Consider the following 21,413-nt stretch of genomic DNA (forward strand, 5'->3'; position numbering starts at 1 on the left):
GCACGCCTCAAGCACCTTGCGATCTTTCCTCGAAAGGTGGACTTCTCTTGCTTCGGGTATCATCCCGACCTTGAATCACGACTCACGTTCCAAGAAAAGTGGGTACTAGCGTCGGCCGCGCGCGACACGTCATGGACCGGTGCGTCCGCCTCATCAATCGATCAATGGCAGCCGCCAATCGACATGGGCCGATCGCTTTCAGCGCTCTCGATCTCTCCGCGCCCGGCTGCTAGACTATCCAACGACGAAGATTGAACATCGTCCCTTTTCGGCGCAGAACGGTCGCCGGACCGGCTTCGGTCTCAGTTTGATAGATTGTTGGAGGAATGCACCATGTTGTCCCGCGCGCTCGCCGTAGCTCTGCTCCTGGCTCTGCCCTCAGTAGCGTCGGCGCAAGTCCCCGTGGGGTTCGGATTTCCAAACGGCGCGCCGTGGTGCGCCTTCGGTTTCGATTGCCGATTCCTGAATTACCGGGAATGCGCCGACTGGATTTTCGATCCCGCGCGCAACTGCCTCAAGAATCCGTACTTCGCAGCCCACTACCCGACCAATGTCGACAAGGGCTGGTCCTACAATCGGCGTTGAAACGTCGGTCCCTGCGAACGGCTTGGTCATGCGGTCAGGCGCGTTGCTTTGTGCCTGACCGGGGTGGCCTGGTTTTGACGATGACGAGAATTTGGGCAGGGACAATCGCCTGCCCGTTCCCCTGAAGGCGGAACTCTCAGCCGCGCTCCGCATTGCTTTCGAAAGAAAGCGGGAGGCGGAGCCGTTATGGCAAGCTCTTTCCTTATCGTGATGTCGATCTGGTTCGGCATCAACATCCTGTTCTTGGCAGTCCGGCTTTGGGTCACCAGGCCGAAGAACTGGCAGATGAATGCCCGCCCTCGCCAACTCAGCGCCGTCCGCGTGAGATCGCGACTACACCGCCACGTTTGACGTCAAGCGAATGCATGCGGATTGGGCCGTAGCCACGGCTCCGCGGCTCGCCCGTGAACCTTGGTTCATGCCCTCGAGGGTTTGTGAACCTTAACGATGTTCTTGGCTTTCGAAAGCGGCCAGCCGGTCGACCGGCTATGTTGGCGCAATGCGTCGCAACCATCTCATCGCAGCCGCGGTTATCTGTCTCGTGCTCATCGTCTATGCGACGCTGGCCAAGCTCGCGGGCCGGCCGGCACTCATGGGCCACGCGGAGGCCTACTGGGTCGTCGTGATTGAGCGCTTCAGCGCCTACGGCCTGCTGGGCTTCCTGCTGTCCTTCCTGCTACCGGGGCGCGTCAAGCTGGCTTGCGCGTTCGTGGTCGCCGTCGCAGTCGGGTTAGAGGTCTTGCAGGCGGTGACGCCGGATCGTGATCCACGATTCATCGATGTGTTGCAAAAGGCCGCCGGCGGCACCGTCGGCGTCCTTCTGGCCCAAACCATCCTGGCTTTCCTGCCGAGGCCGCCGTCCTGAGGCGGCCGCCGGCGCCGCGAGAACTTACGCCACTCCGCGCCGCAAGCTCGGCTGACTGGTCGAAAGAACCCCGGACATCTGGCGATGGGCATTGCGCAGCGCCGTGATCGCGTCATCGAGGTCGAATTCGGCTTCGCGAACGGTCTCGAAGAACCGGGCCATCAAGGCGAGGTTCAGCTTGACGCGGGTGTTCCCGTCGCGGCTCTTGCGGCGATCGAGCGACAGATGCATCGCCTGCATCCTGGCCTCGGCAGCGCTGCAGCCGCTGAGGGTCGCGAGTTCGTCATATGTCATCCAGATCTGAGGCATGTCCCTGTCCGCCTTTTGTTATGGGCCCCAACCTAGATTTCACCTCTAAAACTAGTGTTGCCGCAGTCCAGTCGCGCCGTGATTTCGCGACAACAGCGTCAATGCAAAGCTAAAAGCCCGCACCTTACGACACAGGTGCCTTGGGCGGCGTGAACGGATGACGCGGCCGGGAACGGTTGTCCAAGCCCTTGGGCAGCTTGTCGGCGTTGAGCTTCACGACCGCGCATTTGGCGTCGGCTGCCGGCGCATCTTCCTGGCTGTAGATCAGCGTCGCCTCGAACTTCACGTCGGGTGCTTCCTTGGCCGTTCCCGAACAGCTCGCCACCAGGCCGTTGCACACACCCGAGAGTTTGACCTCGACCTCATCAGGCCCAAACACGCTCAGCGGGCCGTCAGCATGCCGGTTCACGGTCAGGACGGCCGAGAAGTGCTGCTCATCGACCCGGTAGGAACCACCATAAGTAAAGAAGCTGTCGCGGCCCGAGATCCGGCCCTCGGCCAGATCCACGATGCCGGTGCCCTGACCTCGTGGGGTCCTGAACCAGGCAGCGTATTTACCGTCTCTCAGCATGGGGAATTTTCCGAGGTGAAGATCGCCCTGTATTTGCGACCAACTCTGGGGCGCGACAATGACCTAACGGGCAGCCCTTCGGGCAAGGTTAATGCTCCGAAAACCCAATCCGTCGAATTGCCGCCGACGCGCGACGCCGGCGGCGAACGTCAGAACAACTCTATGCCGTCATCCGCGGCCTCGACCGCTTCGACGCGGCGCGTGGCGGCGATCGACGCAAGGCCAAGCGTTTGCAGGAATTCCCGGTGAACGTCCCGCTCGCGCTCCATCGTGTAGCGCGCGAAGAGCTCGTCGAGCATCGCCTGATCCTGCGCCTCCGGCTGCGGCCGCTGCGCACCCGCGCTCGCGGTCTCGAGCCGCGCGGCAACCGCGGGCAAGGCCGCGGAGCTCTCGCCCAGCGAACTCATCAGACCTTGCGCCGAATTCATCAGGCCCTCGAATTCCGCGCCTTCATCGACGAGCCGGCTCATCAGCTTGCCCAGCCGTTCGTTGCCTACCTCGACCACGCGCAACGCCTGGAGGATCTGCGGCTCGAACTTGGCGAGCTGCGTAGGATCGCCCCGCACGCGGAGCTCCTTCAGCTCGTTCGCAGAGCGCTCGATGCCGTCGAGCACGGGCCGCAAGCGCCCCGCGCCCGCCGAAACCTGGTCGGCGGTCGCCTTGAGCTCGTTGGCGATCACGACGAAAGCGCTGCCGCGGCTGCCCAGATGGCTTGCCTTGAGGCCGGCATTCATTCCGATCAGGGTGATGTCGACGGTCGCCTCGGCGAGCCCGGCGATGGCCTGGCGAAACTTTGCCAGCGTGTCCTCGACGATGGCGAGCGCCTCGTCGACCGAGCGGCCGGCGCTCTCGCAGGTGGCGATCAGGGTCGAGGCATGTGCCAGTGCCTGCTTGATGCGCGCCAGGAACGATGACGAGCCGCCATCCTCGCCGCCGAACAGCGTGCGGCCGTGGCCGACGACGTTGCCCGCATCGTGCAGGATGGCGGTGAGCGCGCGAACGATCTGGCCGATGTCGCCGCCGAATTCGCGCTGGGCGTCCCTGAGCAAGGCCGCGTGCAACTCGCAGATCGCGCGCGCGCCGTCCTCGCTCGCGCCCCGTTCGGGAACGAGGCCCGGCGCAGCTTCCGACACCTGGCCGAGGCCATGACAGACATGTTCGAGGCGCTGGCGCGTGCTGTCGCCGGCCTGCAAGGAAATGATTGCGCCGCCGACCGCCTCGGCAATCTTCCTGGTGCTGGTGCTCGCGAGGTCGGCGAGCTGGCTGCTGTCGCGGCGCTGGCCGCGCAATCCGGAATAGGCTGCGCCGAGCTCGGCGCTCTCCGACACCAATTGATTCCGATAACGGCTCTCGAATTCCCTCTGCCGGCCGGACGCGGTCGCAACGGCTTCCGACAAGCGCTGCTGGTCCCGTGCGCAGCCCTCGATAGAACCTTGTACCGCCTTGCCGAGATCGTAGGCTTCCTGCGTGAAGGCGAGAAAGCCCTCGCGATCGCCATCCAGCGAGGCGGCCTCGATCCGCGCGCTGCGCGCGATGATGGTGATCATCTGGATGTGCTTGAACAACGGCTTGAGCAGCGAGGACGCCTCCGCCGTGCTCGTGCCGATGGTCGCAAGCAGCGCGCTCTCGGCCGGCAGCGCCTCTGCAAGCTCGCTGAGCCGCGCGGCAATCTCCTGTAGCGCGGTGGCGGCGCCCTCGATCTCGGCGCCGGAGAGTTCCTCCGAGAGCGTCGCAAGGCCCTGGTTCAGCTCCTTGAAGATGAGGTGACCGCGACCGAGCTCGTGACCGACGCGCGCGAAGACGTCCTCGATCCGCGACGAGACATCCTCGATCGCGACGATCGCCTCGGTGAGCGTATTGGCCGGAATGGCGGACATCGCAATCAACCTGCCACCGCAACGTGTCCGGCCTGATACCAGAGCATGATCTCGCGCGGGATATGATGCAGCGAGACGACCTTCTCGACACCGCCATGCGCGATGGCCTCCTTGGGCATGCCGAACACCACGCAGCTCTCCTCGTCCTGCGCGCGCGTCGAGGCGCCGAGCTTGCGCATCTCCAGCATGCCGCGCGCGCCGTCGTCGCCCATGCCCGTCATGATCACGCCGAGCGCATTGGCGCCGGCATGCTGGGCCGCGGAGCGAAACAGCACGTCGACCGAGGGGCGATGCCGCGACACCGGCGGGCCGTCCTTGATCGCGATCTGGTAGCGCAGGCCGATGCGCTGGAGCAGCATGTGACGGGCACCCGGCGCGATATAGGCGCAGCCCGGCAGCACCGGCTCGCCGTCCTCGGCTTCCTTGACGCGGATCTGGCAGACGCTGTCGAGACGTCTGGCGAAGGCCGCGGTGAACCCTGCCGGCATGTGCTGGACGATGACGATGGGAGGACAGTGCGGCGGCAGCATCTCGAGGACGTCGTTGAGCGCTTCGGTCCCGCCGGTCGATGCGCCGATGCATACGATGCGCTCAGTCGTCGGCCGGACCTTGCCCTGCACCGGCGGCGGGATGATGGCGTCGGCGGTCAGCTTCCTCTCGATCGTACGGCGCTCCGCCCGCGGGCGCACCCGCGCGCGCGCTGCCGATTTCACGGCCTCGCGCAGCCGCGTCGAGCATTCGAGCAGCGCCTGCCGGGTGTCGATCTTCGGCTTCGGCACGATGTCGACCGCGCCCGCCTCGAACGCCTCGAACATCACGTCGGAGCCCTCCTCGGTGAGCGAGGAGCAGATGATCACCGGGATCGGGCGCTGCGCCATGATCTTGCGCAGGAAGGTCATGCCGTCCATGCGCGGCATTTCCAGGTCGAGGATCATGACATCGGGGATTTCGTTCTGGAGGCGGCGCGCCGCCGCAAACGGATCGGAGGCCGTCCCCATCACCTCGATGTCAGGGTCGTCGTTGAGGATCGTTTGCAGGATTTGGCGCACCGACGCCGAATCGTCCACGATCAGTACGCGAACTTTCTCCCTCGGCATTCTGGTTGCGCTCCGGCTAGACCTTGAAAATGGTTGGCTGAACTTGCTTCAGACCCGGCACTGCACTGTGAATCATCGATTCCGAATGACCGACCAGAAGATAGCCGCCTGGCCGCAAATGGCTGCACAATTGCTCGATCACCTTGCGCTGGGTCTCGCGCTCGAAATAGATCAGGACGTTGCGGCAGAAGATGATGTCGACGTCCCGATCGACGGGGTAGGACTTATCCATGAGGTTCATCCTCATGAAATGCGTCATGCGCCGCAATCCGGCACCACCCGCACCTCGCCGCGCAACTTGTCCCGCGACGACAGGAAATAACGCTTCACGAAGGGCTCCGGCACCGGGGCGAGCACGTCGCGGGTGTAGATCGCGGACTTGGCAAGGCGCAGCACCGCGGTCGAGATGTCGGTCCCGAGGATGCGGTACTGAAACCGCGAGCCGTTCCGCGTCATGTCGTCCAGCACCATGGCGGTCGTGTAGGCTTCCATGCCGGTGGAGCTCGCCGAGCTCCAGATCTTCAGGTTCGCGTTTTTCCGCCCGTGCGACTTGAGCAGGGCTGGGATCGCGACGTCCCTCATGAAGGTGAAGTGCTGGGGCTCCCGGAAGAAGTCGGTCTTGTTGGTCGTCACCACATCGATGAGATGGGTCAGCTCGGTGTCGAAATGATCGGCCTCGAACAGATTGTCGACATACTCGTTGAGGTCCGAGAAGTTCAGCGCGCGCACGCGCTTGTGCAGCCGCCCCTCCAGCATCAGCCGCTTGCCCTGCGGCAGCTTGATGCCGACCTGGCCCTCGATCAGCTCGGCGATGGTCCGGAAGTGGCGGTCGGACAGATGGACGGCCGTATCCTGCACCGCGGGCATCATAGCTGAATGCCCCGATCCGCGATGGCCGCCTGCACTGAATGTCGGGCCGAACGGGCCATCTTGAATCCCACGCGTTTACACGATCACTGACGGCGGATCGGCCCACCGGTGAAGGATGGGCCGACCTCTTGACGGCTCTCAGCGCTGGAAATCGGCGTCGCGATCGTCCTCGCCGTCGTTCATGTCGAAGGCGAAGCCGCCGCCACCGGCCGCCTTCACCGCGCGCGCCGGCCTCGTCTGCGGCTTCTTGGCCGGCCGCTCGACGGCCGCCATTGTCGCCGCCTTGGCGCGGAGCTGGGTAACCGCCCGGTCGATCGGCGCGGCGGCCTGGCCGCGTCCCTGCTCGATGCGGAAATAGGCGATCGTCGACTGAAGCTGCTCGGCCTGCGAGGCAAGCTCCTCCGAGGTCGAGGAGACCTGTTCGGACGCGCTGGCGTTCTGCTGGCCGACCTTGTCGAGCTGCTGGATCGCCTGGTTGATCTGGGCCGAGCCGACGTCCTGCTCGCGGCAAGCGGCGGTGATTTCCTCGACGAGCTCTGCCGTCCTCTTGATATCAGGGACGAGCTTGGAGAGCATATTGCCGGCCTCCTGCGCGACCTTGACGGTTTCGGTCGAGAGCGTGCCGATCTCGGCGGCGGCCGCCTGGCTGCGTTCGGCGAGCTTGCGCACTTCGGACGCAACCACGGCAAAGCCCTTGCCGTGCTCGCCGGCGCGCGCGGCCTCGACCGCGGCGTTGAGCGCGAGCAGGTCGGTCTGGCGCGCGATCTCCTGCACGATCGTGATCTTCTCGGCGATGGTCTGCATCGCGTTGACGGCGCGGCCGACCGCGGCGCCGCTCGCCTCGGCATCCTTGGCGGACTGCGCGGCGATCTTCTCGGTCTGGTTGGCGTTGTCGGCGTTCTGCTTCACGTTCGAGGCCATCTCTTCCATCGAAGAGGAGGCTTCCTCGGCGGACGAGGCCTGCTCGGTCGCGCCCTGCGAGAGCTGCTCGGCGCTGGCCGAGAGCTCCTGGCTGCCGGCGGAGACGTTCTGCGCCGCGGTCAGGGCTTCCGACACGATCTGGCGAAGCTTCTCCACCATGCGCTCGAGCGCGAGGCCGAGCGTATCCTTGTCCGACAGCGGTTTGGCCTCGACCATGAGATCGCCCTGCGCGATCTGGTTGGCGAGCGACGCCGTCGCGTTGAGGTTGACCGTCATCGCGTTCAGCGACTTGATGAGATCTCCGATCTCGTCATTGCTGGAGGACTCGATCTTGTGGCTGAGATCGCCGATCGCCACCGCATCAGCGAGGCCCACCGCCTGCGCCAGCGCACGGCTGATGTTCAGCGCAATCCAGGTTGCCGCGACCGCGGCGATCAGGAGCGAGGCAATGACCAGGCTCATCAGCAGCATCTCGGCGCGCGCACCGTCCTGCTTGGACTGCTCGGCCTGCTCGGCCATGTTCTTCTTGACGTTCTTGATGTAACCGTCTGCCGCTTCGATCGCGTCCGCAACGACCTTGCGGCCGTCATGCATGGAGCGATCGAGCGCCTTCGGCTTGTCGGTCTTCGCGAGCCGGACTGTCTCGTCCTGATAGGCGTTGAGCTTGGCGAAAGCGACGTTGAAATTTTCCATCAGCTTCTTGCCGCTTTCGCTGGCGGCCGCGTAGATCTCGTCCTTCGACTTGGTGATCGCATCGCGGTTCTTGATGAGGTCGGCCTGGAACTGCTCGTGTTCCGCATCGGACGCTGCGAGAATCGAATTCTTCTCCGCGCGCACGAGGAACAGGATGCCTTCCTTCAGCTCGGCGGCCTTTTCCATCCGGCCCGCACGGCTGACCAGAAGCTCGGTGGTGCCGACCATGTCCGCCAGCTTCATATAGCCGACCGCGCCGGCGATCATGGACAGCAGGATGACGACGCCGAAGGCGCTGGCAAGCTTGGCTTTGACGGTGAATCTCATGTCAGTCTCGTTGGTTCGAATTGGGGTGCTTACGCTTGACCACGCTTCACGCTTGCAACTTCAGGCGGCGCGAGAGGTATCGCGCCCTTCCGGGATCTCGTCGTTCGCCATCAGCTTGGCGAGATCGAAGATGACGACGAATTTCTCTCCCTTGCGGCCGATGCCGGCGGCATAGTCGGACTGCCATTTGCCGCCGACCTCGGGGATGGGCTCGATCGCCTGCTCGTCGATATCGGTGACCTCGAACACGCAATCCGCGACGAAGCCGACGCCGACCAGGCGATCCTTCATCGGCACGTCGAGGATGATGATGCGGGTCGCTTCAGTCACTTCCACGGCCGGTAGGCCGAGCTTGGTGCGGAGGTCGACGATGGGATAGCCGCTGCCGCGGACGTCGATCATGCCGAGCAGGAAATTCGGCGCATGCGGCAGCCGTGAGATCGGCCGCATGTCGAGAATTTCGCGGACATTGCGGATCGAGATGCCGAACGTCTCGCCGGCGAGCCCGAGCGTCAGATATTGCGAGGTTGCGGCCATGGTACGGTCCAGAGTCAGATTGTTTTCAAGTTGCGGTCAGCGCTGAAACTCGGCGTCGCGGTCGTCTTCGCCGTCATGCATGTCGAAGGCGAAGCCGCCGCCATTGGCGACCTTCAGCGCGCGCGCCGGCTTGCGGGCGGGCGCGGGCTTCCTGCCGCCGCGGTCCGCTGCCGCCATGTGCGCGGCCTTGGCACGGAGCTGGGTGACCGCACGGTCGATCGGCGCGGGCGCGGCAGCCTCGCCGCGGCCGGCATGCTCGGTGCGGAAGAACGAGATGGTGGACTGAAGCTGCTCGGCCTGCGAGGCGAGCTCCTCCGAGGTCGAGGAGACCTGTTCGGAGGCGCTGGCGTTCTGCTGGCCGACCTTGTCGAGCTGCTGGATCGCCTGGTTGATCTGGGCCGAGCCGACGTCCTGCTCGCGGCAGGCCGCCGTGATCTCCTGGACCAGCTCGGCAGTCTTCTTGATGTCGGGCACGAGCTTGGACAGCATGTCGCCGGCTTCCCGCGCGACCTTCACGGTTTCCGTCGACAGCGTACCGATGTCGGCCGCCGCCGCCTGGCTGCGTTCGGCGAGCTTGCGTACTTCGGACGCGACCACCGCAAAGCCCTTGCCGTGCTCCCCGGCGCGCGCGGCCTCGACCGCGGCGTTGAGCGCGAGAAGGTCGGTCTGGCGCGCGATCTCCTGCACGATCGTGATCTTCTCGGCGATGGTCTGCATCGCGTTGACGGCACGCCCAACGGCGACGCCGCTGGCTTCCGCGTCCTTGGCCGACTGCGCGGCGATCTTCTCGGTCTGGTTGGCGTTGTCGGCATTCTGCTTTACGTTCGAGGCCATCTCTTCCATCGAGGACGAGGCTTCCTCGGCCGACGAGGCCTGCTCGGTCGCGCCTTGCGACAGCTGCTCGGCGCTGGCGGAGAGCTCCTGGCTGCCGGCGGAAACGTTCTGCGCCGCGGTGAGAGCTTCCTCGACAACCTGCCGAAGCTTGTCGACCATCATGTTCAGCGATTTGACGAGATCGCCGATCTCGTCATTGCTGGAGACGTTGATCGTCTGGCTGAGATCGCCGGCCGCCACCGCACCGGCAAGGCCGACTGCGCGACTGAGGCCACGGCCAATGCTGATGGAAATCCAGATCGCGGCGATCAGGCCGATCACAAGCGATGCCAGCACCGCCGAGATCAGCAGGAGCTGAGCCCGGTTGCCGTCCTCGTGCGCCTGAGCGGCCTGGGTAGCCATGTTCTTCTTGACGTTGGTGACGTAGACGTTGGCGGCTTCCATGGCCTCGCCGACCGCCTTGCGGACCTCGGTCATGGAGCGCTCGGCGGCTTTCGCCTTGTCGGTCCGGGCGGTCTTGAGAGCGTCGTCCTGAACGGCGTTCATCCGCGCATAGGCGACGCCGAAATTCTCCATGAGCTTCTTGCCTTCGGAGGAAGCCGCGGCCTGGATCTCTTCCTTCAACTTCGAGAGCGTCTCGCGCTGCTTGGCGATTTCGGCGATGAAACGATCCGCCTCGCCTTCAGGCGCGAGAATGAGGTTCTTCTCGGCACGGACCTGCAGCAGAATTCCTTTTTCGATCTCGGCGGCACGGTCCATGCGGCCAGCGCGCGACACCAGGCTGTCGGCGGTGTCGATCATCTCGGTCAGCTTCACATAAGCGAGGCCGCCCGCAGCCATCGAGAGCAACAGGATCACGCCGAATGCAATGGCAAGCTTTGCCTTGACGGTAAATCTCATTTCCAGCCCCTACCCCAGTCTCGCCCCGAGACCGCATTTCAATTCAGGATACGTTCCATGTTGGGAACGATAACAAACTCTTCGCGCCACTTGGCGATGAAGCGGATGAATTCCGGCTTCCAGTGCATGCCGACGCGCGGCGTCTGCTGCACGTCGGTCTGCGATATCTCCGTGACCTCATAGACCTTGTCGGCGGTGACGCCGACCAGCACCGGCTCGCCGTCCAGTTCGATCTCGATGACGACGATGCGGGTGTCGGCGGAGTCGTCGAGCTGCGGCATGCCGAAGCGAATGCGCAGGTCGGCGAGCGGAATGACGTTGCCGCGCACGTTGATGACGCTCGGAACGAAGGCCCGCGCGCCCGCCACCTTGGTCACCGGCACTGGATCGATGATCTCGCGCACGAGGCCGGCATCGAGCGCAAACTTCTCCTCGCCGAGGCCGATCATCACGACCTGCATCGCGTCGACCTGATGTTCGCCCGCCTCGTTCATCACGCCGCCTCGCTGATGTGCTGCTTCTCGACCTTCGACTGCGCCATCGCGACGAGCTGTGCGACATCGAGGATCAGCGCCGCCGTACCGTCGCCCAGAATGGTCGCGCCGGAGAAGATCGTGACGTCGGAGTGCAGCTTGGACAGCGACTTGATCACGGTCTGGTGGTTGCCGATGATCTGGTCGGCGACCAGGCCGACGCGGGTCTCGCCGGTCGAGATGATGATCGTCTTCTGGTGCCGGTCAGGCGCGCCCGATGCGGTCATGATCTCGCGCAAGCGCAGGAACGGCACGAGGTTGCCGCGCACGTTGAGGAAGTTGCGGCCGCGGGAGCGCTCGTCCTCGGCCGTCAGCTCGACGCATTCCTCCACCGCCGACAACGGAATGATGTAGCGGCCCTCGCCGACGCGGATCAAAAGACCCTCGATGATCGCAAGCGTCAGCGGCAGGCGCAGCGTTACCGTGGTGCCCTGGCCCGGCCGGGTCGACAGGTCGATCGTGCCGCGCATGTTCTCGATAGTGCGCTTGACCACGTCCATGCCGACGCCACGGCCCGACAGCGCCGAGATGGTCTGCGCGGTCGAGAAGCCCGGGTGGAACAGGAACTGGTGGATCTCGTGATCGGTCAGCACGGCGCCGGAGGCGATCAGCCCCTGCTCTTCCGCTTTCGCGCGGATGCGCGCGGTGTTGAGGCCGCCGCCATTGTCCTTCACGGTGACGAGCACCTGCGCACCGGAGTGAACGGCCGCGAGCTCGATCCGGCCCTGCTCCGTCTTGCCGTTTGCGGAGCGGGTCGCGGTGTCTTCGATGCCATGGTCGATGGCGTTGCGGATCAGGTGAACCAGCGGATCGGCCAGGCACTCGATCATGGTCTTGTCGAGCTCGGTGTCCTCGCCCGTGGTGACGAATTCAACCGGCTTCGACAGGTCGCGCGACAAATCGTGCACCAGACGGCGGAAGCGGCCGAACAGCGAGCCGATCGGTACCATGCGCGCGCCCATGGTGGTGTCGCGCAAGGAGGAGGCGAGGCGCTCGATTTCCTCGGCGATCATCTTGATCGAGAGATCCGAGCCGGACGAGGCGAGCTGCGTCAGCCGCGCCTGGGCGATGACGAGCTCGCCGACCCGGTCCATCAACTCGTCGAGACGCTCGGCCTGGACGCGGACAGTGGCGATGCCGCGATCGTCACGCTTGGCCTCGGGTTTCGGTTCAAACTTCGATTCAGGCTTGGCTTCCGGCTTCGGCTCTGCCTTGGCGGCGGGCTGTGCGGCGACGGGCGCGGCAGCAATCTCGACCGCCGGCGCAGCCATCTCGACCATCGGAGCCGGCTCCTCGTCGAGAAGCTGGAACAACGGCAGCGGCGCGGGCGCAAGCGGCGAGAGCGTCAGCTTCATCTCGTCCTGGACGAACATGAAGACGTCGTCGATCGCGTCCTTGTCGCAGGCGGCGTGCAGCTTGACGTCCCACTTCAGATAGCAGTCTTCCGGCTCCATCTCGTCGAGGAACGGGATGCCGTCGGTCACGGGCACGACGAAGCACGGGCCGAGCTTGCAAAGGTCTTCCAGCAGATCGAGCGGGTTCGAGCCGTTGCGCAGGATGTGGGATTCGAATTCCAGATACAGGTGCCAGCCGGCCTGCTTGCTCTCACTGGGCGCCAGCGGCGGCGCTTCGGCGATCTCGGCGATCGGAGCGTCAGGCCGGTCGAACGACACGAAGCGCTTGAGGTCGTCGAGGATAGCCTCGCCGATGATGTCGTCGGTCGACTGCGGATCCTCGATCAGCGCGCGGATATAGTCCTTGGCCGCAAGCGCGACCGAGATCAGCTCCTGCGTCGGCTTGATCTCGCCCTTGCGGACGCGGTCGAACGCGGTCTCGAATTCGTGGGTGAAGGAGGCGACCTTGTCGAAGCCGAACATGGCGCCCGAGCCCTTGATCGTATGCAGGGCGCGGAAGGCGGAATCGACCAGCTCGCGGTCGTCGGGACGCTGGCCGAGATCGAGCAGGGCCCCTTCCAGGACCTCGAACAACTCGCTGGCTTCCTGGCGAAAGACCTCTGTCGGGTCCATCGCGTTCATGCACGCACCAGCTTGCCGACCACGGCGAGCAGCTGCTCCGGCTTGAACGGCTTGGTAATCCAGCCGGTGGCGCCGGCGCTCTTGGCTTCCTGCTTCACCGTGTCGTTGGATTCGGTGGTCAGGAACACGATGGGCATGCCGACCGCGCTTGGCAGCTTGCGCAGCGCCCGAATCAGCTCCAGCCCGTTCATGACAGGCATATTGAGGTCGGTGATGACGAGGTCGAGCTTGCCGGCCTGCGCCTTGGCGAGCCCTTGCGCGCCGTCGCCGGCCTCGATCACGTTGTGACCGGCCGGCTCGAGCACGACCTTGATCATCTGACGGATGCTGGGGGAATCGTCGACCGTGAGAATCGCGGCCATCAGGTGCCATCTTTCTTTTGCGGGAAGTGCTGATCGATCATCGCATCGCTGGCGAAGCCGGCGCGGCGAAGGGTGTTGCGTAGAGACTGGGAGAATGATGTGAGCACCACAGGGCGGCCCTGGGCCTCGCCCGTCCTGGCGGTCGACAGCAGAAGCTGGATCGAGGTTACGTCGGCCTTGTCGACGCTCGAGCAATCGATCTCGAGCCGGTCCTGCCGGCCGAAAGCTTCGCGGATCAGGTCATAGACACTGCGAATCGCAGCGATGCTGCAATCTGCAGGCAGCCGTAGGGACCACTTCGGCTCAGTGACGTCAGACGGCATTCGTCCCCCAGATTTCCTCGGGATTCGCTGCACGCATGACGCGAATCTCGCGCGACGACTATTCGCTTGGGGGAGTGTGCAAACCCCTAATGGGCATCACCGTACAACTACGGGTCACAAACCGAAGAACTTCGCGCATGTATGCAGGCGTGCATGGTTCGCTCAATTCTCATGCGTTGTGCGCAGTCTTGAGTCAGCTCGCCGCAGCCCTGGCGTTTGCTCCGCGTTAAATCGCAAAGACTATTCGTGGAGGTCACGCCTCGCATCCGAACGAGACCGGCCGCCGATGCTGACCCAAGCGCTTCTCGTTGATGACAGTCGCTCTGTCCTCAATTTCCTGAAACGTCATATCGAAGCCGAAGGCCTGGTCGAGGCCACGACGTTCCTCGATCCCGTCGAGGCGCTGGCTTGCGCGCGCGAGCGCGTCTTCGACCTCGTGCTGGTCGACTACGAGATGCCGCATATGGACGGCATCAGCTTCATCCGCGCCTTCCGCGCCCTGCCCGGCTGCGCCGACATCCCGATCGCGATGATCACGTCGCGACAGACCGATGACGTCAAGATGGAAGCGCTGCAGGTTGGTGCAACCGATTTCTTACCGAAACAGCCACAGAGCGTCGAGATGACGGTGCGATTGCGCAACTTGGTGCGCCTTGGTGCAGCCGTGCGCAAGCAGAACGACCGTGCCGCCGATCTGGCGAGCGCGGTCGCGGCCGCGACCCAGAAGCTCGGCGAGCGCGAGGAGGAGATCATCCTGCGGCTCGCGCTCGCGGTCGAATACCGCGACAACGACACCGGCGAGCACACGCTGCGGGTCGCCCGCTACAGCCGCATCATCGCCGAGCAGCTCGGCCTGCCGCCCCGGCTCTGCCGCGACATCTATCTGGCCGCGCCCCTGCACGACGTCGGCAAGGTCGCCATCCCCGATCATATCCTCCTCAAGCCCGGCAGGCTCACCGACGACGAGATGGTGGTGATCCGCACCCATGCGACGATCGGCGAAAAGATCCTGGCCGACTCCAGCTGCGAGCTGATCCAGCTCGGTGCGCAAATTGCCGCAGGCCATCACGAGCGCTGGGACGGCGCGGGCTATCCGAACGGCCTTCAGGCAGACGAGATCCCGGTCGCCGCGCGCGTCGTCGCGGTCGCCGACGTCTTCGACGCCCTGACGACGCGTCGGCCATATAAAGAGCCGATGCCGCTCGACGTGGCGCGCGACTATCTGGTCGAGAACCAGGGCCGGCAGTTCGACCCGGCCTGCGTCGAGGCCTTCCTGTCGCGCTGGGACGATGTCGTGGAAATCGCCGTCGGTCAGCAGGCGACGCCGTATCAGAGGACCGAAGCGCCTCTCGCGCCTATTATAGAGTGTACGGCAGAGAGCCGTGCGGTCGAGGACCGGTTGCCTGAGCCCGTCCCGGCCGCCTGATATTGTCCATCGAGCCAACTGCTCGCCGCCGCCTCGCTCTTCTCCGGTCGCCGGTTTGAACCAGTTCCTGCTAGAATGCACCAATAACCACGAGTGATTCCGGTCACACTTACCTGGACGCGCCGGTGCTAAGCATCGAACCAGGACAGGGACCGGCGATTTATCGGTCGAATTGGATGAGAATTCCCATGAGAAGCCTGATCGGCGCTGGTTTCGGCGCGTTCTGTCTTGCGGCCCCCGCTTTGGCGGAGACCCCGGCCGCGATCGTCGAGGATGTGCAGGGCAAGGTCGACGGCATCGCGTTTATGGACTATGTGGCGCCGGGCAAGATCATCAAGCTCGGGCCCAAGGCCAGCATCACGCTCAGCTACCTCAAATCCTGCCAGCGCGAGACCATCAGCGAAGGCGTCGTCTTGGTCGGCGCCGAGCAGAGCACCGTGCAGTTCGGCGAGGTCAAGCGCGAGAAGGTGCCCTGCGATACCAATGCAGCAAAACTGTCCGAGCGCGAGGCGAACCAGAGCGCCGCAACGACCTTCCGCACCATGCGATCGGACGCCAAGGGAGCGCCGCCGGCCAAGCTGCCGACGCTCTATGGCGTCGCCCCGCTGATACAGGCCAAGAGCGGCAGCACGCTGGTGATCGAACGCACCGACGGCAAGGAGCCCACGATCAGCGTGCCGCTCAAGAGCGAGATGATGGTCGGCGGCAAGTTCTACGACTTTGCCAAGGCCGGAAAGACACTGACCCCGGGCGGAAGCTATCTCGCTATCCTTGGCGCCAAGCGCTACGCCTTCCAGGTCGATGCCAGCGCCACCTCATCGCCGACGCCGATCGTCGGCCGCCTGCTGCGGCTCGAATAGGCGGCTTGCGACGGGGCGATGCGGCGGATCGGGGGACGGGACATCGTTGCGGCGATCCTGATTGCGCTCGTTGCGGGCGCAGTCTTCACGTCCCCGCCGCTTCAGACGCTGCAAGGTCTCTCGCTCGATATCCTCACGGCGCTGCGCTGGAAGCTTCTCGGCGATCGCCGCGATCCCTCCGATTCGCCGGTCGTCGTCGTGGCCATCGACGGCGAGACCTACGACACCTCACCCTTCAAGGGATCGCCGACGCAGACCTGGACACGCGAGATCGGCCGCGTGCTCACCGGCATCACCGACGGCGGCGCCAAGGTGATCGGCTTCGACGTCATCTTTCCAAGCTCGATCGAACAGTCGGAAATCCCCTTCGGCGAGGCGCCGCTCGGCGCGCGCATGAGAGGGTTTGACCGGGATTACCTGATAGCGTTGCGGCAACTCTCCGACGGCGACAAGCTCGTGCTCGGCGAAATCCTCAGCAACGACCATCCGGAGAGGCCGTATCGTGCGCAACAATTGGCGGTTCGTACCAACATCCGCGCGCTCAATGTCCATACCGACGCGGACGATGTCATCCGGCGAATGCCACTCAGCTTCTCCATCGACGGCAAGCCGGCCCCCGCGATGGCAGTCGAGCTCGCCGCGCGCGCGCTCGGCGGAAAGCCCGCGATTGCGCCATCCGGTGCGACCGAGCTGTCCGACTATTCGGTCCCGAGCGCGGTGCCGAACACGCTGACGCTCAACTTCCGCGGAATGGGCCGCGACGTTCCGACCTATTCCTTCGCCGATCTGCGCGCCTGCGTCGAAAAAGGCGACCGCGATTTCTTCCGCCACGCCTTCGACGGTAAAGTCGTTCTGCTCGGCACCGCCCTGAACTTCGAGGACCGCAAGCTCACCTCGATGCGCCTTGCGGGCGGATATGACGGGGCGCCGGCCGCGCGCTGTGCCCTGCCCGCCCCCGCAAGCACCGCACGGAAGGCCCGCAGCGACATCGCCGGCGTGTTCGTGCATGCCACCGTCGTGCGAAACCTGATTGAGCGCGACGCCGTGACTGAACTCGGCTTTCCGCTGCGAACCGTCCTCACCGTTATATTTGCAGCGGTCATCGCCTGCGCAGCCTGCATGCTCGCACCGAGCGGCGCACTGATTGTCTGGTTCGTCCTTACCGCCGCTTACACTGCCGTGACTGTTGGGGCATTCGTCCAAGCCGTGGCGCTGCCGCTGACCGAGCCTGCACTCGCAAGTCTTGCCGCGCTCGCGATGATGATCGGCTACCGCTTCGTGCTGGCCGATCGCGACGAGCGCTTCCTGCGCCAGAGCTTTGCCTTCTATCTGGCGCCCGAAGTGATCAACACCATGGTAGCCTCCGGCAAGATGCCGGCGCTCGGCGGCGAGATGCGCAACGTCACCATGTTCTTCTCCGACCTCAGCGGCTTCTCCTCGATCGCCGAGACGATGACGCCGGGCGAGCTGGTGACCCTGATGAACGAATATCTCTCGGCCATGACCGACATCATCGAGAGCCATGGCGGCTATGTCGACAAATATATTGGCGATTCCATCGTCGCGATGTTCGGCGCGCCGGCCGACGATCCAGCCCACGCGCGCAACGCGGTTCACGCCGCGCTGAAGTGCCACGAGAAGCTCGCGGAATTGAACGCCAGCAATCCCGCCTTCGCAGGCCACGGCCTGTCGCACCGCATCGGGCTCAACAGCGGCGAAGCGGTGGTCGGCAATATCGGCTCGCGCCGGCGCTTCAACTACACCGTGATGAGCGACACCGTGAACGTCGCCTCGCGCCTCGAGGGCGCCAACAAATATTACGGCACCGCCATCATGGCCTCGGAAACGACGATGGCGCAGACCGGCGACACTTTCGCCTGGCGTGAGCTCGATGCGATCAGGGTGCTCGGCCGCGGCGAGGCAATCAAGGTGTTCGAGCCGCTGGCGGACAAGGGCGCGGAGAGCGCGGCGCAAACAAAGGTGGCCACAGCGTATGCGGAGGGGCTGGCGTGCTGGCGGGCAAGGGAGTTTGCGAAGGCGGTCGAGGCGTTCGACGGCGTCGCGAAGATCGACCCGACGTCGGCGCTGTTCGCCAAGCGCGCGAAAGCCCTCGCCGCAAATCCACCATCGCCAGAGTGGACGCCGGTCAATACGCTGGAAGGAAAGTAGCGGTTGTTTACTCTTTGTCAGAAGGCTCAAGGAATGACGTTCGCGGCACGCAACCTGCTGAAGAGATCGAAAAAACTGTCGTCCGTCGCCTGATATTCAAGGAAACCGAGCTTACGGCTCTTGCTCATATCGGTGACGACTTCGATAGGTCGGCCCAAGTCGGCATCGGTGTGCCATGCCGACGAAAGGACGGAGAGGTCTCTTTCGGCGAGATCATACTTGAGCGCGATATCAGCCCAGATACGACCTGAATCGGCAAGCTGACGCTCGAGCGGCGAAATTTCCTCTGGAAAGGGCGCAGGCCGCAACCCGAACCAGCCGGCCAGTCGCGCCCACATCCAGCTCCATCGGAAGACATCGCCATTGACGACGTTGAATGCCTGGTTTCGCGCGGCCGTCGTCGTCGCGGCCCATTCCAGGTGCCGCGCCAGCAATCTGGCATCCGTCATATCCGTCAAGCCGGTCCACTGCATCGCCGAGCCTGGAAAGAGAAATGGCCGCCCCGTTTCTCGACAGATCGTCGCGTAGACGGCAAGCGTCGTTCCCATGTTCATGGCGTTGCCTATCGCAAAACCGATGATCGTGTGCGGGCGGTGAATGCTCCAGCTGAAACCACCGCGCCTGGCTGCATCGAATAGTTCGTCCTCCTGAGCGTAGTAGAAGTTCTCGACATCGAGCCGCGGTTGCTCCTCGCGGAATGGCGTCGCGGGCAGCTTGCCTTTACCGTAGGACTCGAACGGTCCCAGGTAATGCTTCAGCCCGGTGACCAGCGCGACATGAGAAAGCGTATCTGCGCCGGAAAGTGCCTCCAACACGTTGCGCACCATCGCAGCGTTAACGCGGATATTTTCCGCCTCGGTGGGCTGACGTAGCCATGTGGCGAGAAACACGTGAGTGGGACGAAGGCTCGCCAGGATGTCGCGAAGCGAGGCCGGGTCCTGCAGATCGGCCGCGATGGGACGAACACCATCGAGGCCGCTTGGTGGGCGCCTTGCGAGCCCAAGCACCTGCCAGCCGCGATCGCTGAGATGGCGGGCGAGATTGCTGCCGACAATACCGCTGGCGCCGACCACAAGCGCTGTGTTCGTCATCGCTGCGCCCTCCTGTTCGGTTGAGGAGGTAGGAACTATCGCACAAGGCAACAGAGCATTTCGGCGTCCGTCACCACTTATTGAAAGGGAACCGGCCTGACGGGCGAACTCGCCTCGTGCCGCGAGGAGAGTTCCCCTTTGGAGCGGCAACGTCAGCTGAGCGGTCGCAAACCGTCGCTAAAACGGCAGTCCCACGTAATTCTCCGCGAGCAGCCGCTGTGCCGTCTCGGACGAGAGCAGGTACTCGAGCTCCGTCTGCTGAAGCCGGTCCTCGTATTCGGAACGGTCGGGAAAGCGATGCAGCAGCATCGTCATCCACCACGAAAAACGCTGGGCTTTCCATATCCGCGCAAGCGCCTTGGCGGAATAGCCCGCAAGGCCGGAATCGTCGCCGTGCTGATAATGCGCAAGCATGGCGTGGTAGAGATAGTAGATGTCGGACGCCGCGCTGTTCAGCCCGCGCGCGCCGGTCGGCGGCACGATGTGGGCGGCATCGCCGGCGAGGAACAGGCGGCCGTAGCTCATCGGCTCGGCGACGAAGCTGCGCAGGGGCGCGATGCTCTTCTCGATCGAGGGCCCGGTGATCAGGCGGCCGGCGACTTCGCCCGGCAGGCGGCGCTTCAGCTCCGTCCAGAACGCATCGTCGCTCCAGTCCTCGACCTTGTCGGTCAACGGCACCTGAACGTAGTAGCGGCTCAGCACTTGTGAGCGCAGCGAGCAGAGCGCAAAGCCGCGTTCATGCTTCACATAAATCAGCTCGGGCGACACCGGTTTCGTGCGCGACAGCACGCCGAGCCAGCCGAACGGATAGACCTTCTCGTATTCGCGCAGCACGTCCTTCGGGATGGACCTGCGGCTGACACCGTGAAAGCCGTCGGCGCCAACGACGTAATCGCAATCGATGCGGACGATCTCGTCGTTTGATCGATAGGTCACGTAGGGCCGGTCCGACGTCAGATCGTGTGGCGTCACGTCCTCGGCGTTGTGCACGACCTTGCCGCCGAGGTGATCGCGCGCCTCGTAGAGGTCGCGCGTCAGCTCGGTCTGGCCGTAGACCAGCACCGAATTGCCGCCGGAATGCTTGTGCAGGTCGATATGGGAGAGCACGCCGTCATGCGCGATCTCGAAACCGTTGTGGATCTCGCCCTCGCGGTCCATCCGCTCGCCGCACTGCGCCTCGCGCATCAACCTGGCGAAGCCGTGCTCGAGCACGCCGGCACGGATGCGGGCGAGCACGTGGTCGCGGCTGTATTTCTCCAGCACGACCGTATCGATGCCCTTCAGGTGCAGGAGCTGGGACAACAGCAGCCCGGACGGCCCACCGCCGATGATGCAGACCTGAACTTTCATTTTTACGTCCTCCCGTCGCTGCGTTTTTTGCAGATGTGGCGCCGCAAACCGATGGAGGGTTTCGTCTTTGTCTTGTACTATTCGAACATGAAAATCGCAGCCTCAGTCCCGGCAATCCGGGTCTACAACCTCTTCGGCGAGTCCGGCGATCTGCCCGACGTCGTGCATTGCGAGACGATCGCGTCGCGCTCGGTGCTGCACGACTGGACGCTGGCCGTGCACCGCCATGCCCGGCTGCACCAGGTGCTGGTGATCGAGCGCGGCGGCGGCGAGGCGACGCTCGACGGGCGCGTGGTGCCGCTCCGGCCGATGCAGGTCGTCAACGTGCCGGTCGGCCATGTCCACGGCTTCCGCTTCGAGCCCGATACCCAGGGCTGGGTGCTGACCATCGCCGCGGAAATTCTGGACGAGGCACTGCTTGCCTCGGAAGGACTGCGCGGCGCCTTGTCCGGATCGGCCGTAGTGCGCGGCACGCCGCAGATCCGCACCACCATGAAGCAGATCTTCGCCGAGCACGCCGCGCGCGATTTCGGCCGCGCGCACGTGCTGCGTGCACTGTCGGCGGCCATGATCGGGCTCGTGGCCCGCGCGCTCACCAGCGAGAGCGGCGGCAACGGTATTACGGCGGAAAGCGGGCTGTTCCGCCGCTTCGAGGCGCTGCTGGAACAGCATCATCTGGAACGCTGGAGCGTTGTGGACTATGCAGGCGCGCTGTCGATCACGCCGACCCATCTCAACCGGCTGACGCGGGCGGCGACCGGCGACACGAGCTATGGCGGAATCTGGGTGATGACGGTGTGAGGAAGGCGGCGTATCGAGGCGGGTGACGAGCCTGCCAGAACCTCTCGAGGAGAGCGATACGCCATGACCGAGACTA

At 64.4% G+C, this 21,413-nt stretch carries 19 protein-coding genes and 2 pseudogenes; 7 read left to right on the plus strand and 14 right to left on the minus strand.

The annotated features are described in order from the left end of the window. From QJT78_RS39775 to QJT78_RS39785, 3 genes are all read left to right on the plus strand, one after another. Positions 1 to 255 (plus strand): hypothetical protein (locus QJT78_RS39775; RefSeq protein ID WP_281460529.1); only part of this gene is annotated, 255 nt, incomplete at its 5' end. Positions 256 to 333: 78 nt separating this feature from the next. Next, complete coding sequence (locus QJT78_RS39780) at positions 334 to 585, plus strand: hypothetical protein (RefSeq protein WP_014497530.1); 252 nt, start codon at positions 334 to 336, stop codon at positions 583 to 585. A gap of 499 nt (positions 586 to 1,084) precedes the next feature. Beyond that, positions 1,085 to 1,450, plus strand: a complete 366-nt coding sequence (locus QJT78_RS39785) for a VanZ family protein (RefSeq protein ID WP_028150366.1) — start codon at positions 1,085 to 1,087, stop codon at positions 1,448 to 1,450. 24 nt (positions 1,451 to 1,474) lie between these two features. Here QJT78_RS39785 and QJT78_RS39790 read toward each other — a convergent pair whose 3' ends face one another. From QJT78_RS39790 to QJT78_RS39845, 12 genes and pseudogenes are all read right to left on the minus strand, one after another. Continuing rightward, positions 1,475 to 1,759: a hypothetical protein gene (locus QJT78_RS39790; RefSeq protein WP_028150365.1), complete on the minus strand. Its 285-nt coding sequence runs from the start codon at positions 1,757 to 1,759 to the stop codon at positions 1,475 to 1,477. Positions 1,760 to 1,883: 124 nt separating this feature from the next. Further along, positions 1,884 to 2,330, minus strand: coding sequence for a hypothetical protein (locus QJT78_RS39795; protein ID WP_028150364.1), 447 nt, complete (start codon positions 2,328 to 2,330; stop codon positions 1,884 to 1,886). 149 nt (positions 2,331 to 2,479) lie between these two features. Then, entirely contained in the window at positions 2,480 to 4,207 is a 1,728-nt protein-coding gene (locus QJT78_RS39800) for a hypothetical protein (protein WP_038944788.1), read from the minus strand. Between the two features lie 5 nt (positions 4,208 to 4,212). Next, positions 4,213 to 5,304: a chemotaxis response regulator protein-glutamate methylesterase gene (locus QJT78_RS39805; protein WP_028150362.1), complete on the minus strand. Its 1,092-nt coding sequence runs from the start codon at positions 5,302 to 5,304 to the stop codon at positions 4,213 to 4,215. Positions 5,305 to 5,320: 16 nt separating this feature from the next. Beyond that, positions 5,321 to 6,174, minus strand: a pseudogene (locus tag QJT78_RS39810) (CheR family methyltransferase). 138 nt (positions 6,175 to 6,312) lie between these two features. Beyond that, positions 6,313 to 8,115: a methyl-accepting chemotaxis protein gene (locus QJT78_RS39815; protein WP_212478896.1), complete on the minus strand. Its 1,803-nt coding sequence runs from the start codon at positions 8,113 to 8,115 to the stop codon at positions 6,313 to 6,315. A gap of 60 nt (positions 8,116 to 8,175) precedes the next feature. Then, the gene (locus QJT78_RS39820) at positions 8,176 to 8,652 is read right to left on the minus strand and encodes a chemotaxis protein CheW (protein WP_038944790.1); all 477 of its coding nucleotides are present in this window, start codon (positions 8,650 to 8,652) and stop codon (positions 8,176 to 8,178) included. A gap of 36 nt (positions 8,653 to 8,688) precedes the next feature. After that, positions 8,689 to 10,386 (minus strand): methyl-accepting chemotaxis protein, encoded by a 1,698-nt coding sequence (locus QJT78_RS39825; RefSeq protein ID WP_028150360.1) that lies wholly within the window; start codon positions 10,384 to 10,386, stop codon positions 8,689 to 8,691. 38 nt (positions 10,387 to 10,424) lie between these two features. Then, positions 10,425 to 10,880 carry a chemotaxis protein CheW gene (locus tag QJT78_RS39830; RefSeq protein WP_014497540.1) on the minus strand — a complete coding sequence of 152 codons (456 nt, stop codon included), beginning with the start codon at positions 10,878 to 10,880 and terminating at the stop codon, positions 10,425 to 10,427. Then, the gene (locus QJT78_RS39835; RefSeq protein WP_281460530.1) at positions 10,880 to 12,955 is read right to left on the minus strand and encodes a chemotaxis protein CheA; all 2,076 of its coding nucleotides are present in this window, start codon (positions 12,953 to 12,955) and stop codon (positions 10,880 to 10,882) included. Before QJT78_RS39835 ends, QJT78_RS39830 begins: the two co-directional genes overlap by 1 nt. Next, the gene (locus QJT78_RS39840) at positions 12,952 to 13,317 is read right to left on the minus strand and encodes a response regulator (protein WP_028150357.1); all 366 of its coding nucleotides are present in this window, start codon (positions 13,315 to 13,317) and stop codon (positions 12,952 to 12,954) included. Before QJT78_RS39840 ends, QJT78_RS39835 begins: the two co-directional genes overlap by 4 nt. Continuing rightward, entirely contained in the window at positions 13,317 to 13,640 is a 324-nt protein-coding gene (locus QJT78_RS39845; protein WP_014497542.1) for an STAS domain-containing protein, read from the minus strand. The genes QJT78_RS39840 and QJT78_RS39845 overlap by 1 nt, the downstream gene beginning before the upstream one ends. Positions 13,641 to 13,926: 286 nt before the next feature. On the opposite strand from QJT78_RS39845, the gene QJT78_RS39850 reads away from it, so the two are divergent. The 3 genes from QJT78_RS39850 to QJT78_RS39860 all read left to right on the plus strand — a co-directional run bounded on the left by QJT78_RS39850 (position 13,927) and on the right by QJT78_RS39860 (position 18,095). Further along, positions 13,927 to 15,066 carry an HD domain-containing phosphohydrolase gene (locus QJT78_RS39850; RefSeq protein WP_028150356.1) on the plus strand — a complete coding sequence of 380 codons (1,140 nt, stop codon included), beginning with the start codon at positions 13,927 to 13,929 and terminating at the stop codon, positions 15,064 to 15,066. Between the two features lie 188 nt (positions 15,067 to 15,254). Then, on the plus strand, positions 15,255 to 15,926 hold the full coding sequence (locus QJT78_RS39855) for a hypothetical protein (protein WP_028150355.1): 672 nt from the start codon (positions 15,255 to 15,257) through the stop codon (positions 15,924 to 15,926). Between the two features lie 18 nt (positions 15,927 to 15,944). Further along, positions 15,945 to 18,095: an adenylate/guanylate cyclase domain-containing protein gene (locus QJT78_RS39860; RefSeq protein ID WP_028150354.1), complete on the plus strand. Its 2,151-nt coding sequence runs from the start codon at positions 15,945 to 15,947 to the stop codon at positions 18,093 to 18,095. Positions 18,096 to 18,121: 26 nt separating this feature from the next. Here QJT78_RS39860 and QJT78_RS39865 read toward each other — a convergent pair whose 3' ends face one another. Together QJT78_RS39865 and pobA are read right to left on the minus strand one after the other, a co-directional pair. After that, a complete protein-coding gene (locus QJT78_RS39865; RefSeq protein WP_038944795.1) occupies positions 18,122 to 19,186 on the minus strand; it encodes an SDR family oxidoreductase in 1,065 nt (354 codons plus the stop codon). 177 nt (positions 19,187 to 19,363) lie between these two features. Next, positions 19,364 to 20,536 (minus strand): 4-hydroxybenzoate 3-monooxygenase, encoded by a 1,173-nt coding sequence (gene pobA, locus QJT78_RS39870; RefSeq protein WP_281460531.1) that lies wholly within the window; start codon positions 20,534 to 20,536, stop codon positions 19,364 to 19,366. Positions 20,537 to 20,587: 51 nt separating this feature from the next. Here pobA and QJT78_RS39875 point away from each other — a divergent pair. Beyond that, positions 20,588 to 21,307: pseudogene (locus QJT78_RS39875) on the plus strand (AraC family ligand binding domain-containing protein); the annotation flags it as partial. Between the last annotated feature and the right edge of the window lie 106 nt (positions 21,308 to 21,413).

It is taken from the genome of Bradyrhizobium sp. Mp27 (assembly GCF_029953005.1).
Lineage (GTDB): Bacteria > Pseudomonadota > Alphaproteobacteria > Rhizobiales > Xanthobacteraceae > Bradyrhizobium > Bradyrhizobium barranii.